Origin of the sequence: Curtobacterium sp. 18060 (assembly GCF_902706105.1) — a bacterium.
Lineage (GTDB): Bacteria > Actinomycetota > Actinomycetes > Actinomycetales > Microbacteriaceae > Curtobacterium.
Window position 1 is genome coordinate 1 of the sequence record NZ_CACSJV010000036.1, and the last position, 16156, is coordinate 16156.

A 16156-nucleotide genomic window follows, 5' to 3' on the forward strand; every position below is an offset into this window, starting at 1 on the left:
CCCCCGCACCGGAGCCCCCACCCGATGGCGGGCAGGGGCTCCGGTGTGCTCAGATCACGATCAGCAGTACTTGCCGGTCCACGAGGCACCGGTCAGGGCTCCGTAGTCCGGATTGGCGAACAACGTCGTCTCGCCGGCAGACAAGCACAGGCTCTTCGACGTGTACGTGTACTTGACGGTGATCTGGACCGGGTCCGACTTGCAGTTGTTGTAGGTGCCCTTCTCGTAGTGTCCGTCGTCCCCGCCGCCGATGTTCCCCGTCGTGATCGGGTAGAACCCGCACGGTGACGCGGCGTTCGCGGGACCGGCCACTGCCAGCGACCCGCCGAGCATCATGGTGGCGGCGAGTGCCGTGCCACCGATCTTCGTCCAGAGCTTCATCGCTCTCCCCCTAACAGCTTCCGACCTTGCTGGCCCCTGAGATCTGCTTGTCGTTCTCGGTGAATCCCAGTCGGACATCGCCGGGCTGGACGCAGTAGTTCTTGCTCCCGCCCTTCATCGTCACCTTGATCTTCACATTGCCGCTGCCGCAATTGCCGTAATGCGCGACCTGGCGCTGTCCACTGAACGGCGATATCGACCCCACCACCGGCACGTTGATCGCGAAGGTCGAGTCGTAGTCCTCGATCTCTTCGCTGTACCCGCAGACCATCGCGCTCGCCGGCGCTGCGGTGACGGTACTCACACCGACGACTCCGCCGAGTGCGAGTGCGGCGGCCGCACTCCCCAGTGCTGCCTTCCGGATTTTCTGATGCAGATGCATTCTTTCTCCCCTCTGCGGGACTGCGGTAGGCTGTCCGCGCAACGAATTGTGCATCGTGCCCCGAATTCCGTTCGTGGAATTCGGAACGACAACGAACTTACTCCTGAAGAATCATCACGCAAGCCCGCCTGGTGTGCATGCGGTGGGTATCGCAACGGAATGAGGTGGACATGGGCTCACGATCAGCTGGCAATGTCGCGACGATCATCGCCGCAGGGTGTTTGGTACTGCTCCTCGTCGTCGTGTGGCTCCGCGGACAGCAGTCGATCGGAGACGCGTTCGCGATCCCGGTCGTGTCCGTGCTCGTTCTCGGGTTCGCCGGCTGCACGGTCTGGGCCGGTGTCGTCGCCTTGCGTCGACGCGGATCCGGGCGCTGAGTACCGTGCACTGCGGCCCGCGCCGGGCCGCAGCGGCATCGGACGTGTGACCACGCCTCACCCGAGCAGCGGCTCGAGCCGCGTCACCGCCCGACGCAGGTGCACCAGTGCGTCCCCCGGCGACGACACCCGGGCCGCCGGCGCCGACAGGGTCAGCCCCGCCACGAGTTCGCCGCGCTCGCCGCGGACCGGGAGCGCCAGGCACCCGAACCCCGCCGTGAACGCGCCGACCTGGTGCACCGGGCCGAGGCCCCCTTCGGCGTGCAGCCGCCCCATCGCACTCGACCCGGGCGTCGCCCGCAGCGCGGCTTCGTCGAGCAGCGGGAAGTCCGGGTCGACGTCGATGTCGCGCACTCCGGCGGCGTCGTAGCGCGCCAGGTGCACGCCCGCCCGGACGGCGGAGCGGACGTCGGCGAGCACCGACCGCACGGCCCGGGGCAGCGGTGCGAGTGCCGGTGCCGGCGACACCCCGGCCAGGTCGGCGACCTTGTGGCCGAGGGCGAAGCCGCGCAGGTCCGGCAACCGGACGAGGTACTCGTCCTCGACGAGCAGCGTGATGAGCCGGTACGTGGTGGCCCGCGGCATCCCGAGGGCCTCCGAGATCTGCTGGGCGGTGACGCCCGGTCCCGCGTGCGCGGCGGCCTCCAGCACCGCGAGGGCGTTCTGGATCGCCTTCGGCTGCCGCGCGCGGAGTCCGGGTTCGCTCACCGCACCTCCGCCTGGTGGCCGGTTCCGGCGGACGGACGGGAGGCCCCCAGCAGGTCCGCCTCGACCGGCACGTCGTACACGGCGCGGCTCCGACCCCGCCGCCAGGGTCGCCGACGCGTGGCCACCAGGAACGCGACCACCACCGCGGCGACCGTCCCGACGGCGAGGGCGACGGCCGGCCAACGGGACGACGCGGCCTCGACCCCGAGGTAGGTGAGCAGGACGGCGGTCAGCAGGACCCCGGTCGTGACGGCGACGACCGCGACCCCCGTCGTCAGCTCGCCGATGCGCCGCAGGAACACTGGGGCCGCGAAGCACGTCAGGGCGTACGCGGCGATGTACCCGAGGGCGGCGACGACGAGCTCCGCCTCCATCAGCGTCCACGTCGGGATCCCGCTCGCCAGGCCGAGGACCGGCAGCACCGTGAGCACGCCGCACGCGACCGCGCCGGCCACGAACGGGGTCCGGAAGCGCGGCGACGCCCGACCGAGCACCCGGGGCAGGACTCCCTCGCGGCCCATCGCGAACAGGACCCGCACGAGCGCCGTGGTCGAGGCGATCGCGCACGCCGCGAACGACGCCGCGATCCCGAGGTCGAGCGCCCACCCGATCCACTGCATGCCGAAGGCGTTCGCCAGCTCGTTCACGGGCGAGGCGCTCGACGCGAGGTCGGCGCCCACGGCGGCGAACCCCATCTGCTGGGCCGCAGCGCTGACCACGTAGAGGACGCCGGCGACCAGGACGGTCCACGAGATCGCGCGGGGGATCGCCTGGAACGGGCGCCGGGCCTCCACACCGAGCACCGACGCGCTCTCGAACCCGACGAACGCGGTCACGGCGAGGGCGGTGCCGACCGCGAACGACGCCGGCTGCGTCGGCCCGAGGGCGACGGCGGAGGCGTCTGCCGGGTGCAGGCGCGCGACCAGCGCGACGATCAGGACCACGATGACCGCGACCGACAGCGACTCCACGAGCAGGGTCAGCCGGGTCGACAACCGGACCCCGAGCGCGATCACCGCGAAGACGGCCGCGCCCATCACCAGCACGACGACGATCGTGACCAGGGCGTCGTCGCCGGCGGCCGGAACGAAGCGGGACAGCAGGTAGTCGAGGTAGTAGCCGCTGCCGGTGAGCGAGAACATCGCGATGAAGCCGTACCCGAGCAGGAGTGCTGCGCCCGCGACGACCCCGGCGACCGGGCCGAGCCCGAGCGAGACGTAGGTGTAGAGCGACCCGGTGCCGGCGACGCGTCGGACGAACTGGTTCACCGTCCGCCCGACCAGGAACGACAGCGCCATCGCGGCCAGCAGCGACCACGTGGCACCCTGGCCGGCGACCGTCGCGACGAGGACCGGGATCGTGGTCGCGGCAGCGGACGGTGCCACGGCGGACACCGACTGCGCGAGCACGTCGACCGGGCCGATGCTCCGCCGCGACAACCCGTCGACGGGGGAGCGCGTGCCGACGCCGGGCACCCGTGGCGGGTCGGCGATGGCTCGGTCGAGCGCGGTCATGCGGCAACCGTAGGGCTGCGCCGTTGCGCCCGTGTCTCGGTGGTGTTTCGGCCGCGTCTCACGCAAATGAGACGCCATCGACGAGCACGTCCCATTCGCCGGCGACAGGGCTTCACGCCGGTGGAACGGCACCGCAACGGCGGCACGGGACCGTGGTCACACCCAGCACCACGACCTGCGATCCCCACTCACCCCGTTCCACCCACCCGGAAGGCCACGATGTCCAGCATCACGAAGGACCCCGCGTCACTCGGAGCCGCACCCGCGCCGCAGCGGACCATGCGCGGCTCGCTCGGCGTCACCGCGATCGTGTTCATGGTCGTCGCGGCCGCCGCCCCGCTCACCGTCGTCGGCGGCGCCGCCCCGCTCGGCATGCTGCTCGGCAACGGCGTCGGGTTCCCGTCGCTGTACGCCGCGTCGGCCGTCGTGCTGCTGCTCTTCTCGGTGGGCCTGGCGGCGATGACCCGGCACGTGCCGCGGCCCGGCGCGTTCTTCACGTTCGTCGGGCACGGCCTCGGTCGTCCGGCCGGCGCGGGAGCCGCCACGCTGGCGCTCCTGACGTACACGACCATCCAGGTCAGCGTGCACGGCTACATCGGGTACCTGCTCGGCGTCACCGTCACGGGTCTCGGTGGACCGGACATCCCCTGGTACGTCTGGTCCCTGGTCGTCGTTGCCCTGGTCGGGATGCTCGGCTACCGGCACATCGACCTGTCGAGCAAGGTGCTCGGCGTGATGCTCGTCGGCGAGGTCGGCATCGTGCTCGTCCTGGTCGCCGCGATCGTGTTCCGCGGCGGGGCCGACGGCCTGTCCCTCGCACCGTTCGAGCCGACCCAGATCATGTCCGGGTCGCCCGGCGTCGGGCTGATGTTCGCCATCGCCGCGTTCATCGGGTTCGAGGCCACCGCGATCTTCCGCGACGAGGCGAAGGACCCGGAGCGGACCATCCCCCGTGCGACGTACACGGCCGTGATCGGCATCGGCGTCTTCTACACGCTCGCGTCGTGGGGGCTCGTGATGGCGTGGGGCCCCGACGGCATCCTCGCCGAGGTCGCGAAGGACCCCGGATCGCTCATCCTCACCACCGCCGCGCAGTACATCGGCAGCGCCGGGGAAGCCGTGCTCAACGTGCTGCTGCTGACGAGCATGTTCGCCTGCGTCCTGTCGTTCCACAACGTCATCACCCGGTACCAGCACTCGATGGCGAACGCGTCGCTGCTGCCCGGCCAGCTCGGCGACGTGCACCGGAAGCACGCGTCGCCGCACACCTCGAGCCTGGTGCAGACCGTCACCGCCGCCGTGCTCATGGTGCTGTTCGCGGTGCTCGGCCTCGACCCGGTGCTGCAGGTGTTCAGCTGGTTCGCCGGCGTCGCCACCCTGGGCGTCGCGATCCTGATGGCCGCGACGAGCCTCGCCGTCATCGTGTACTTCCGCCGAAACCCCGGTGACCGGCGGGTCTGGAACACCATCGTCGCGCCCGTCCTCGGGTTCCTCGGGCTCGTCGCCGCTGCCGTCCTGATCTGGGTGAACTTCCCGACGCTCGTCGGCGACGTGGACGCCTCGGGCGCGAGCGTCTTCGGCGTCGTGAGCATCGTGCTCACCGGCCTGGTCGTGGTCGTCCCCGTCATCGGCGTCGTGCAGGCGGTGGTGCTGCGACGCCGCAGTCGGAGCCGCTACGAGCAGATGCTCGACCGCCTCGCCACCGAGAGCTGACCCGCCGGGCGCACCACGCGCCTCCCGGCCGAACCGACCTGACCCCACGCACGACGCAACGCGCAAGGAGCACCACGCACATGACGATCACCGACCCGACCACCGTGACCACCGACGCAGCCACCACCGCGCACCCGCTCGGCAGCCTGACGCCCGACGAGTTCACCGCCGTCCGCGACCTCGTCACCGCGCAGCCGGACTGGACCGACACCACCCGCTTCGCCTACGTCGGCCTCGAGGAGCCGCACAAGCAGGAGGTCCTGGCATGGCAGGCCGGCGACGGCCCCCTGCCGGACCGCACGGCACGCGTGATGCTGCTCGACATGGCGACCGGGCGCTCCACCGACCGCGTCGTGTCGATCACCACCGGCACGGTGCTGCGGACCGACGTGCTCGACGGGTCCCGCGGCCAGCTGCCCGTCCTGATCGAGGAGTTCGACGCCGTCGGCGAGATCGCGAACGCGGACGAGCGCTGGGTCGCTGCCCTGGCGAAGCGCGGCCTGTCCGCCGACGAGGTCAAGTGCGTGCCGCTGTCCGCCGGGTACTACGACTACCCGGAAGAGGTCGGTCGGCGCATCCTGCGCGTGCTCGCCTTCAAGCAGGACCACCCGGCCGACCACGTGTGGGCGCACCCCGTCGACGGCCTGTCGGCGTACGTCGACGCGGCGAACCGGGCCGTCACGCGGATCGTGGACGTGGCGGACATGCCCGTACCGACCACCTCGGGCAACTTCGACGACCCCGCGATGCAGGGCGAACCGCTCGACCTCAAGCCGATCATCATCACCCAGCCCGAGGGGCCGTCGTTCCGCGTCGACGGCGAGTTCGTCGAGTGGGCGAACTGGCGGTTCCAGGTCGGCTTCGACGCCCGCGAGGGACTCGTGCTCCGCCAGCTCTCGTGGCAGGACGGCGAGCGGCTGCGCCCGATCGTGTACCGGGCGTCGATCGACGAGATGCTCGTGCCGTACGGCGACCCGTCTCCGGTGCGGTTCTGGCAGAACTACTTCGACACCGGCGAGTACCTGTTCGGTCGGTTCACGAACTCGCTCGAGCTCGGCTGCGACTGCGTCGGCGAGATCCAGTACTTCGACGCCGTCCTGGCCGACGAGCTCGGCAACCCGCAGACCATCCGCAACGGCATCTGCATGCACGAGGAGGACTTCGGCACGCTCTGGAAGCACGGCGACATCTACACCGGCTCGCAGGAGGTCCGTCGGTCCCGCCGCCTGGTGATCTCGTTCTTCACCACCGTCGGCAACTACGACTACGGCTTCTACTGGTACCTCTACCTGGACGGCACGATCGAGTGCGAGGCGAAGCTCACCGGCGTGCTCTTCACCAGCTCGTACCCGGGCCGTTCGGAGTCCGGCGATGACTACCCCTACGCCTCCGAGGTCGCCCCCGGCCTCGGTGCCCCGTACCACCAGCACCTGTTCTCGGCGCGGCTCGACATGATGGTCGACGGGCTGTCGAACGCCGTGGACGAGGTCGACGCCGTGCGGGTGCCGGTCGGGCCGGGCAACGAGCACGGCAACGCGTTCACGAAGTCGGTGACCCGGATCGCGTCGGAGTCGTCGTCCGGCCGTCTCGCCGACGCGTCCAAGGCACGCACGTGGTTCGTCTCGAACACCGAGGAGCGCAACCACCTCGACCGCCCCACCGGCTACGTGCTGTACCCGCAGGACGCCCCGGTGCTGCTCGCCGACGACTCGTCGTCCGTCGCCGCCCGTGCCGAGTTCGCCCGCAAGCACCTCTACGTCACGCAGTACGACCCGGCGGAGCGCTTCGCCGCCGGCGACTTCGTGCACCAGAACCCCGGCGGCGACGGGGTGGCCCGGTACGTCGAGGGGGACCGGTCGCTCGAAGGCGAGGACATCGTGCTCTGGCACACCTTCGGCCCGACGCACTTCCCGCGACCCGAGGACTGGCCCGTCATGCCGGTCGACTACGCCAAGTTCACGCTCAAGCCGTACGGGTTCTTCCCGCGGAACCCGGCGTTGAACGTGCCGGCGGCCATCGGCGCGACCGCGGCGTCGCACTGCTCGCACCACGCGTCCGGTGGCGTCGAGGCGGCGCATGACGTCGCCGCCCACGACCACGGGCACGGACACTGACGTGACCGACCTGCTCGGGCTCGCCGCGATCGTGCCGGCGTCCGCCGGAGCCTGCTGCACGGTCGGGGCGTGGCGCCCCGGCCGTGCGGTCGACGTGGTGGCGGCAGTGGTGATGGTGGCCGCGATGGTGGACGGGGCCTTCGGGCCGCGCGTGCTGCCCGGGGTGCTCTGGTTCGTGGTGCTCGCGCTGCTGGCCGTCGTGGTCGCCGCGGTGCACCGGGTGCAGAGTGCGTCCGGCGCGTCTGGTGCGTCCGGTTCGGTCGGGAGGCCCGGGTCGGCTCCGGCGGTCCGGGTCGCGTCGGCGCACGGTCGGTTCGGGCGACTGCACGCGGCGCTCGGTCTGCTGGTGATGGGCGCGCTGGGCGTCGGCATGGCGCACGACTCCGGCATGACCGGCATGACGGGTGTCGGCGTGCACGGACACGGCGGCGCAGTCGCCGTGACGTGGCAGGTCGTCCTCGGCGGCCTGACCACCGGCTACCTGCTGCTCACCGCCCACATGGTGCGGGACGGCATCCGGCGTCGGACCCGCGCGCTCCCCGTCGTCGAGACGCTCGCCATGGGGATCGCGGTGGCGGTGATGGCCGCAGCGATGGTCTGACGGCTCCGGAAGGCATCCCGCGACGATGGAACCGCCGCGGGATGCCTCGAGCACCTAGCCCTTCCGCCCCAGGTCGTACAAGAACCGCGCCACGGTCACGAGCAAGCTCGCGATCCCCAACCACGGAACCTGACGCCTGCGGTCGGACTCGTTGTCCTTCGACATCGAGTCCTCCTCTCGGTGTCAGCCGGCCGACACGAAAGAGCGGAGAGCCAGGGATGCGTACGCGAGCGTGCCCGCGTACACTTGCTCCCGAGCGCTCAGCTCGGGAAGACTTGTTTCCCTGGCTTTCCACTCGGAGAGCTGATCGAAGCCCACCACCGTTGCTGCGGTGGTGGGCTTCAACTTTGCCCGGATGCACTCCCCGGCGAGAGTGGCATCTGATGTGCAGCGTATCTGAGGGTCTTCGACCGCAGGCCCCCGCCGCGCGCTGATGTGCGAAGCGAACGGTTCGGCGCGCGAAACGTACAGTTTGCGAATCGTTCGTTGCGAAAAACGTTCACGTCGTGAAAGAGTTCGAGCGTCCGCAGGGGACGAACGGCCGCAGAAGGGCGGGATCAGACATGCACAGCACGTACTCCGGGATGCCTCGGGCGGCACGGATCGGTGGCAGCCACACCCGCATCGGTCTGACCGACCCGGCCGTCATCGACGCCTACGTCGAGCGCCGCATCGAGGACCCGTCGCTCCTCGCCGGGCGCGCCGAGCCGGCGTACGCCGACTTCTTCACCGTCCCCGCCGCGTAGCAAGGAGCGCATGATCACATGCCGTTGACCGTCGTCCGTCGAGAGCACGTCCACCTCTACGCCCACGAGCCCCGATCCGAGGCCGCGAAGACCGCCGTCGACGCCCTGCTGCGCCTCCAGCACGCCGAAGAGCAGCAGATCGAGTCCGCACGCATCGAGAGCGGGCTGAGCAAGAACGAGTCCCTGGCGATCCGGTACATGCTCCAGGCCCACCGCGACGGCCGCACCATGGGCCCCAAGGACCTCGCCGTCATGCTCACCGTGTCGAACGCCTCGGTCACGAAGCTCGTGGACGCGCTCGTCGACAAGGAACTCCTCGTCCGCACCGCGCACCCCACCGACCGTCGTGCGCAGGTCCTCGAACCCACCGACCTCGCCGCCGAGAAGATCGATGCCTCGTACGCCCGCTTCCACGAGGCCGTGGTCGGGGTCCTCGACCACCTGTCCGACGCCGACAACGCCGTCCTCGCGGAGTCGCTGACCAGGATCGTCGACGCGCTCGCCGACGGTGAGCCGGCACCGGTCGACGAGTACACCGTCGACGACCAGGACTGACGAGCCCGGGCTGAAGCGAGCCGGGCCGACGCGACCGGACCGACGCGACCGAGGCGGTCGACGCGACCACCCGTCGACGGGAGGCACGGTACCGGATCGCTGCGGGCCTCCAGACGGTGGCGGAAAAACCTTCCAGCGGTAAGTTGGGTGCATGACGCACCCCGCCGACGACGACGCGGCCCCGCCGCGACGCGGCGGGTACCGCAAGGGAGCCGAGCGCCGGACCCAGATCCTCGACGAGATGATCCGCATGGTCGCGGAACAGGGCGTCGACGCATCGTCGTTGCGGTCCGTGGCCGAGGCCCTCGGGATCACCCACGCGGCGCTCCGCCACTACTTCCCCAGCCGTGACGAACTGCTGCTCGCCGTCTACCGCGAGCACGAGGTGCGCGAGCAGGGGGCGCCCGACCGGTTGAAGTCGGCGATCGGGGACATGCGCGACAGTGCCTCGCGCAACCGTGCGGTGCCGGGCCTGGTGCAGCTCTACACGACGCTCGCGGCCGACGCCGTGCAGGAGGGGCACCCGGCGACCCGTGACTTCATGCGGGAGCGGTTCACGCGGCTCCGGGCCGACCTGGCCGCGTTGATCGCGGCGGACCAGGCGGCGGGACGGATCCGCGGCGACCTGGACCCGGTCGACCTCGCTTCGCTGAGCATCGCGGCGTCCGACGGGCTGCAGGTGCAGTGGTTGCTCGACCCCGAGGCCGTCGACGGCGAGAAGGTGCTGCGGTTGCTCGAGCAGATCGTGCCCGCGCCGCCGGAGTGAGCGCGGCGCGTGCGCGCGTGGTGCGCTTCGCGGCGCGGGCGCGGGCGCGGGTGCGCTTCGTGAGCAGAAATGGTCGGGTCCCCGTTCGGGACCCGACCATTTCTGCTCACCAGGTGCGGCGCGGTGCGCGACGCACGACGTGACTACGCGTTCGCGGCCTCGGCGAGGATCGCGGCGGCGGGGTCGAAGTCCTCGGGAAGCGGCTGGATCGGGTCGATCGACGAGGTGATCTCGACGGACTGACCCGACTCGGCGGCGTCGCGGATGCCGAGCATGACATCCAGTGCGTGCGACGCGACGGCACCGGAGGCGCGCTCCGGGCGGCCCTCGGCGATCGCGCGGGCCAGCTCGACGACACCCGTGCCACGGCCCCAGGTGGAGCCCTTGTGCGTCAGCGTGGTCGGCTCGTCCTTGCCGAGCGTCCACAGCGTGCTGTCACCGTCGAAGACGTTCGGGTCCGGCAGCACGATGGTGCCCTCGGAGCCGTTGATCTCGACGAAGCCGTTGCGGGGCAGTGCGTGCTGGAACGACAGGGTCGTCTGGGCCGACTGGCCGCCCTCGAACGAGATGAGCGCTGCGTGGTGCGTGGGCACCTCGACGGCGAACTCGGTGCCGGCGCGGGGGCCGGAACCGATCACGCGCGTCTCGCGGGACTTCGACGACACGGCCTGCACGCGCGAGGCGGCGCCGAAGGCGTGCAGGAGCGTCGTGACGTAGTACGGGCCGATGTCGAACAGCGGACCGGCGCCCTGGGCGTACAGGAACTCGGGGTCCGGGTGCCACTGGTCCGGTCCGGGCACGTGGAACATCGTCGTCGCGGTGAGCGGCGTGCCGATGTCGCCACGGGCGATGGCGCGGATGGCGGTCTGGATGCCGGCACCGAGGACGGTGTCGGGGGCGCAGGCGTAGCGGACACCGGCGGCGGCAGCGGCTGCGAGCAGCTCCTGCGCGTCCGAGGCGTTCGTCGCGACCGGCTTCTCGCTCCAGGTGTGCTTGCCGGCAGCGATGATCTGCTGGCCGACCTTGGCGTGCTCGGCGGGGATCGTGATGTTCACCACGATCTGGATGTCGTCGCGGGCGAGGAGCTCCTCGACCGTGCCGGACGCGGGCACGCCGTACTTCTCGGCCTGGGACGCGGCGCGCTCGAGGATGAGGTCGGCGACCATCAGGACCTCGACGTCGGCGAACTGGGTCAGGTTCGTCAGGTACTGGTCCGAGATGTTCCCCGCACCGATGATGCCGACTCCGATGCGGCTCACTTGTCGTTGTCCTTCAGCCATGCGAGGGACTCGGTGATGCCCTGGAAGACGTCGCCGGAGTAGGCGTCGAACTCGACGACGCGGATGGCCTGCGGCGCCGCGGCGAGGATGCCCGCCACGTTCACGTCGCCCTGGCCCGCGGGGGTCTGGTTCTCGAACGCACGCTGCAGCGCCTCGGGCACGACGAGCGCGCTCTCGGACGAGGGCAGTGCGGTGAGGATGTCACCGTCGACCTTGCCGTCCTTGACGTGGATGGCGACGACGCGGTCGCCGAGTGCCTTCAGGACGGCGGGGGCGTCGGCGCCACCGACGGTGGCCCAGAAGGTGTCGAGCTCGAGCACCGTCTCCGGGCTGATCTGCTCGACGAAGTGGTCGTAGACCGTGCGGCCGTCGACCTTGTTCGTGAACTCCCACTGGTGGTTGTGGTAGCCGAACTGCAGGCCGCGCGAGGCTGCCTCAGCGGTCAGGACGTTGACGCGCTCGGCGATCTTCGCGACGTCGTCGGCGGTCTGCCAGCGGTCGGTCGGGATGAACGGGTCGATGACCGTCTGGATGCCGAGGCGCTCGGCGGCGTCCCAGATCGGCGCGGTGTCCTCGGTGTCGATCACGGCGACGTGGCCGGACGGCGCCTTGAGGCCGGTCGCGGCGAAGGCACGCTCGAGGTCCGTGGCGCGCTCGACGAACGCGTAGGGCTCGACGTTCTCGTACCCGATCTCGGCGACGCGGGCGATGGCCTTGTCGAGGTCTTCGGCGATGGCGTCTCGCAGCGAGTACAGCTGCACAGAAGTGGTGGGCATTGCAGAGGCTCCTTCGGTCCTGTCTGGGTGTCGCGGCGACCAGGTGTCGAAGCACCGGGTGTCGCAGTCCGTCGAGGAGCGATGCTCCACGGCGAGATCGATGACGACGCTACCCCAAAAACCACCCGGTGTGTAGTTTTTGCGTCCCCCCGTGTCGCACGTCGGTACATGAGCGACACCTGTCGATGTATGCTCAGCCAGTCAAAACCGTGCACAGGACGGTTTTGGCCACCAGTATCGACTCGAGGAGGCGTCATGAGCACACCCGAACCCGGCAGCCCGGCACTGTTGCACCCCGAAGAGGGCATCACCCAGCCGATCAGCACCGTGAAGGTGGGCATCGGCTACCAGATCGCCCTGTTCCTCGGGCAGTTCGGCCTCTTCGTCGCACTCATGGCACCGGTCTACGTCAGCATGCAGCTGAAGGCGCAGGCCCTGGTCGGCGACGACGCGGCGAACGTCATCGGCTCGGTGCTGCCGATCGGCGCGTTCGGTGCGCTCATCATGAACCCCCTCGCCGGCGCGCTGTCCGACCGCACCCGCACCCGTTGGGGTCGTCGTCGGCCCTGGCTGCTGAGCGGTGTCGTCGTCTTCGCGATCGCCCTCGCCTGGATCGCCTACTCGCCCGACGTCCTGAACCTGACGCTGGCCTGGCTCCTCGCCCAGCTCGCCGCCAACGCGACGCTGGCCACCCTGCTCGCGAGCTTCGCCGACAACGTGCCCCAGCTGCAGCGCGGCCGTTCGTCGAGCATCATCGCCCTCGCGCAGAACATCGCCGTGCTCGCCGGCACCTACCTGTCGGTGTTCTTCGTCGCGAACCTGCCCGTGCTGTTCATCGCACCCGGCATCCTGGCGATCATCCTCGTCGCGGTGTACGCCGTGGTCGCCCGTGACGACCTGCCGACGTACAAGCTGAAGAAGTTCACGTTCCTGAACCTCATCGCCTCGTTCTGGACGAACCCGATCAAGAACCCGGACTTCGCGTTCGCCTGGTGGTCACGCTTCCTGATCATCTTCGCCACCTTCATGTTCACGACCTACCGCCTGCTCTACATGGAGAAGCACCTCGGCATCGAGGACGCGAAGGAGGCCACCGCGGCCGTCGCCTTCGGTGTGCTGCTCTACACGATCGCGCTCCTGGTCAGCGCGGCGCTGTCCGGCTGGGCGTCCGACAAGATCGGCCGGCGCAAGGTCTTCGTCGGCGGTTCGACGGCGATGTTCGCCGTCGGCCTGGTCGTGCTCGCGCACGCCGACACCGTGAACGGCTTCTACGTGGCCGAGGTCATCATGGGCTTCGCGTACGGCATCTACTCGGCCATCGACACGGCGCTCGTCGTCGACGTGCTGCCGAACGCCGACCGGCCCGGCAAGGACCTCGGGGTCATCAACATCGCCAACGCGCTGCCGCAGTCGCTCGCTCCGGCCGTCGCACTGTTCTTCCTGAAGATCGGGTCGGGCGACGCCGCCGACAACTACACGCTCATGTGCTGGGCCGCCGGCGCGATCGCCATCGTCGGTGCCCTTGTGGTGATCCCCATCAAGCGGGTTCGATAGCCGGATGCACACCTCCGGGGTCGACGTGGACCGCAGCCAGCTCGCCGGGTGGCGGAACGCGATCATCGTCGCGTTCGCCATCGGCGGGATCAGCCTGGCCGGCTGGGGTCCCAGGCTCCCGGAGCTCCGCGTCGAACTCGGTGTCGACGTCGGCACCATCGGCCTCATGCTCGGCGGGGTCACCATCGGCTCGATCGGCGGGCTGCTCAGTGCCGCCCCGCTGCTCCGGCGCCTGGGCGGCCGACGCGCCCTGACGGCGGTCGCCGTCCTGGTCCCCGCCGCACTGGCACTCATCGGCATCGCCGCTGCGCTGCACTCCGTGCCGCTCGCGAGCGTCGGGTTCGTCGTCGCCGGTGCCGGGATCGGCGCGCTCGACGTCATGGCGAACGTCGAGGGCACGGCGATCGAGGCGCTCGCCGGTCGCACGCTGCTCCCGTTGATGCACGCCGCCTGGTCGGGAGGCGCGGCCCTCGGCGCCGGGATCGCCGCCCTCTGCGCATGGCTGGGCATCACCCCCTCGGCCCAGTTGATCGGTGAGGCCGTCGTCATCCTGGTGGTCGGCGTGATCGCCATGCGTGCGATCCCGGACGGCACGCGCGCCGAGGAACACGACACGACGCTCACCCCGCGGCAGCGCCTGCGGCAGTGGGCGCGCGGCTGGGCGGACGTCCGCCTGCTGCTGATCGGCGTCGTGATGCTGGGCGTCGAACTCGGCGAGGGGTCGGCGAACAACTGGCTCGCCCTGGCGGCCACCGACGGACACGGCCAGACGGCGACGATCGGGGCCCTCTTCTTCACCGTGTTCGCGGTCTCCGAGGCCGCGACGCGCGTCTTCGCCGGCCCCGTCGTCGATCGACTCGGACGGGTCCGGACGGTCCGCTGGACGACCGCGCTCGGCATCCTCGGCGCCGTCCTGTTCATCGTCGGCACGACCTGGTGGCTCACGCTCATCGGCGTGGTCCTCTGGGCGGTCGGCGTCTCGATGGGGTTCCCGCTCGGCATGTCGGCAGCGGCGCAGAGCGGCCCGAACCCGGCTGCCCGGGTCAGCGTCGTCGCGTCGATCGGGTACTTCGCGAACTTCGCCGGCCCGCCCGTCATCGGCGCGATCGCCGAGCAGGTCGGCGCGCTCAGCGCACTCTGGTTGATCGCCGTGCTCTTCGTGGCCGCCTTCGCCGCATCCGGGTCGCTGCGTCCGGTCGCCGAACCGACCCACGAGCGGGTCAGCGACCCTCGGTAGCGTGGAGCCCATGCTCGACGCGACGCCTGCCCCGTTCGACACCCCGGCCGGTCGCATCGTCGGGACGGTGGACGGCGACGTCGTCCGCGTGCTCGGGATCCCCTACGCGCGGGCCGACCGGTTCGCGCCGCCGGAGCCGATGCCGCCCTTCGCGAGCGAACTGCACGCGTCGACGCCGTCCCCCGTGGCGCCGCAGCCGCACGCGCAGTTCGTCGACCAGCTGCTCGGCGAGGTCGAGGACATCACCGTCGACGAGCACTGCCAGCGCCTGTCGATCACGCTGCCCGCCGACGTGACGCCCGACGAGCGCCTGCCCGTGATGGTCTGGATCCACGGCGGCTCGTACGTCATCGGCGGCGGCGACCTGCCGATCTACGACGCCCGCGACCTCGTGACCGAGCAGCGCGTGATCGTGGTGTCGGTGACCTTCCGGCTCGGGGTCCTCGGGTTCCTGGGCGACGGGGCGTCGATCCCGGCGAACCTCGGACTGCTCGACCTGCTCGAGTCGCTCCGCTGGGTGCAGGCGAACATCGCCACGTTCGGTGGCGACCCCGAACTGGTCACGGTGTTCGGGCAGTCCGCCGGCGGCGACGCAGCAGCCCACCTGATGATCAGCGACGGCGCGGCCGGGCTGTTCCGCCGGGCGATCATCCAGAGCGCACCGCTCGGGCTGTCGCGCGGTCGTTCCCGGATGAACCGCGCGATGATCCGGGCCGTCGGTGCCGTGCACGCCGACACCCCGCTCGACGACCTGCTCGAGCGGCAGGCCCTCGGCACCCGGGCGGCCGCGCCGTACGGACTCGCGGGCGGGATGCCGTTCGGCACCCAGTACGGGTTCGCCCCGTTGCCCGTCGAACGCGACCTCGACGACGCCTGGAGCCGAGTCGCTCCCGACGTCGACGTCCTGATCGGTTCCGCGACGGACGAGACCGGCATGTACGTGCCGTTGGTCCGCGGTCTGTCGCGGGTCGCTCGGTCACGGATCCTGCGCCCGGCGCTCCGCTGGTGGGTGGTCCGTCCGCTCTCCGACGTCATCTACGGCCGCGACGTCCGACGCCTCACCGCGCGGCACCGCCGAGCCGGCGGGCGAGCGACGTCCTACCGGCTCCTCCGTGGCGTGACGACCGCGCCGACCGGCGCCGTCCACATGAGCGACCTGCCGCTGTTGCTCGGCGGCCGCGAGGCCTGGGCCGGCACCCGCTTCGTCCCCGAGCGCGACTGGCCCGAGGTCGAGCGGCGCGGCCGGGCCTTCCGTGCGATCTGGGCCGAGTTCGCCCGGACCGGCGCCGTCACCGCCCCGGACGACGAGACGCTGACCTTCGACCGGCCCTGACGTTCGATCGGCACGGACCTTCGATCGGCACTGACCTTCGACCGGCACTGACGTTCGACTGGCACTGACCTTCGATCGGCACTGGCCGTCTTCGCGCCCCCTGAACTGGCGGTCGCGTG

The 16156-nt window shown here is 70.7% G+C and carries 16 protein-coding genes; 10 read left to right on the forward strand and 6 right to left on the reverse strand.

What is annotated here, in order from left to right:
* Positions 1-60: 60 nt before the first annotated feature.
* Entirely contained in the window at positions 61-381 is a 321-nt protein-coding gene (locus GVL05_RS14510) for a DUF6355 family natural product biosynthesis protein (protein ID WP_123937171.1), read from the reverse strand.
* A gap of 10 nt (positions 382-391) precedes the next feature.
* Positions 392-763, reverse strand: coding sequence for a DUF6355 family natural product biosynthesis protein (locus GVL05_RS14515; RefSeq protein WP_111028791.1), 372 nt, complete (start codon positions 761-763; stop codon positions 392-394).
* A gap of 170 nt (positions 764-933) precedes the next feature.
* Here GVL05_RS14515 and GVL05_RS14520 point away from each other — a divergent pair, with 170 nt between their 5' ends.
* Positions 934-1140, forward strand: a complete 207-nt coding sequence (locus tag GVL05_RS14520; protein ID WP_123937172.1) for a hypothetical protein — start codon at positions 934-936, stop codon at positions 1138-1140.
* A 57-nt stretch (positions 1141-1197) separates the two neighbouring features.
* Here the strand turns inward: GVL05_RS14520 and GVL05_RS14525 are convergent, their stop codons facing one another.
* Complete coding sequence (locus GVL05_RS14525) at positions 1198-1848, reverse strand: helix-turn-helix domain-containing protein (protein WP_235035995.1); 651 nt, start codon at positions 1846-1848, stop codon at positions 1198-1200.
* Positions 1845-3362, reverse strand: coding sequence for an APC family permease (locus GVL05_RS14530; RefSeq protein WP_159573570.1), 1518 nt, complete (start codon positions 3360-3362; stop codon positions 1845-1847). The genes GVL05_RS14525 and GVL05_RS14530 overlap by 4 nt, the downstream gene beginning before the upstream one ends.
* Before the next feature lie 219 nt (positions 3363-3581).
* Between GVL05_RS14530 and GVL05_RS14535 the strand changes: the two genes are divergently transcribed.
* From GVL05_RS14535 to GVL05_RS14560, 6 genes are all read left to right on the forward strand, one after another.
* A complete protein-coding gene (locus GVL05_RS14535; protein ID WP_159573571.1) occupies positions 3582-5075 on the forward strand; it encodes an APC family permease in 1494 nt (497 codons plus the stop codon).
* A gap of 80 nt (positions 5076-5155) precedes the next feature.
* A complete protein-coding gene (locus tag GVL05_RS14540; protein ID WP_159573572.1) occupies positions 5156-7189 on the forward strand; it encodes a primary-amine oxidase in 2034 nt (677 codons plus the stop codon).
* A 1-nt stretch (position 7190) separates the two neighbouring features.
* Positions 7191-7790 carry a hypothetical protein gene (locus GVL05_RS14545; RefSeq protein WP_159573573.1) on the forward strand — a complete coding sequence of 200 codons (600 nt, stop codon included), beginning with the start codon at positions 7191-7193 and terminating at the stop codon, positions 7788-7790.
* A 563-nt stretch (positions 7791-8353) separates the two neighbouring features.
* Positions 8354-8536, forward strand: a complete 183-nt coding sequence (locus GVL05_RS14550; RefSeq protein ID WP_123292879.1) for a hypothetical protein — start codon at positions 8354-8356, stop codon at positions 8534-8536.
* Between the two features lie 18 nt (positions 8537-8554).
* Positions 8555-9091 (forward strand): MarR family winged helix-turn-helix transcriptional regulator, encoded by a 537-nt coding sequence (locus GVL05_RS14555; RefSeq protein WP_123292878.1) that lies wholly within the window; start codon positions 8555-8557, stop codon positions 9089-9091.
* 151 nt (positions 9092-9242) lie between these two features.
* Positions 9243-9857, forward strand: a complete 615-nt coding sequence (locus GVL05_RS14560; RefSeq protein WP_131844991.1) for a TetR/AcrR family transcriptional regulator — start codon at positions 9243-9245, stop codon at positions 9855-9857.
* A 143-nt stretch (positions 9858-10000) separates the two neighbouring features.
* Here the strand turns inward: GVL05_RS14560 and GVL05_RS14565 are convergent, their stop codons facing one another.
* Both GVL05_RS14565 and GVL05_RS14570 read right to left on the reverse strand, forming a co-directional pair.
* A complete protein-coding gene (locus tag GVL05_RS14565; protein WP_235035996.1) occupies positions 10001-11116 on the reverse strand; it encodes a Gfo/Idh/MocA family protein in 1116 nt (371 codons plus the stop codon).
* Positions 11113-11913: a sugar phosphate isomerase/epimerase gene (locus tag GVL05_RS14570; protein ID WP_200849236.1), complete on the reverse strand. Its 801-nt coding sequence runs from the start codon at positions 11911-11913 to the stop codon at positions 11113-11115. Before GVL05_RS14570 ends, GVL05_RS14565 begins: the two co-directional genes overlap by 4 nt.
* Positions 11914-12168: 255 nt before the next feature.
* Here GVL05_RS14570 and GVL05_RS14575 point away from each other — a divergent pair, with 255 nt between their 5' ends.
* From GVL05_RS14575 to GVL05_RS14585, 3 genes are read left to right on the forward strand one after another with little or no spacing between them, the layout of a single operon-like run.
* Positions 12169-13467 (forward strand): MFS transporter, encoded by a 1299-nt coding sequence (locus tag GVL05_RS14575; RefSeq protein ID WP_159573575.1) that lies wholly within the window; start codon positions 12169-12171, stop codon positions 13465-13467.
* A 4-nt stretch (positions 13468-13471) separates the two neighbouring features.
* Positions 13472-14704, forward strand: a complete 1233-nt coding sequence (locus GVL05_RS14580) for an MFS transporter (protein ID WP_159573576.1) — start codon at positions 13472-13474, stop codon at positions 14702-14704.
* A 10-nt stretch (positions 14705-14714) separates the two neighbouring features.
* Positions 14715-16037 carry a carboxylesterase family protein gene (locus tag GVL05_RS14585; protein WP_159573577.1) on the forward strand — a complete coding sequence of 441 codons (1323 nt, stop codon included), beginning with the start codon at positions 14715-14717 and terminating at the stop codon, positions 16035-16037.
* The last annotated feature ends 119 nt before the right edge of the window (positions 16038-16156 follow it).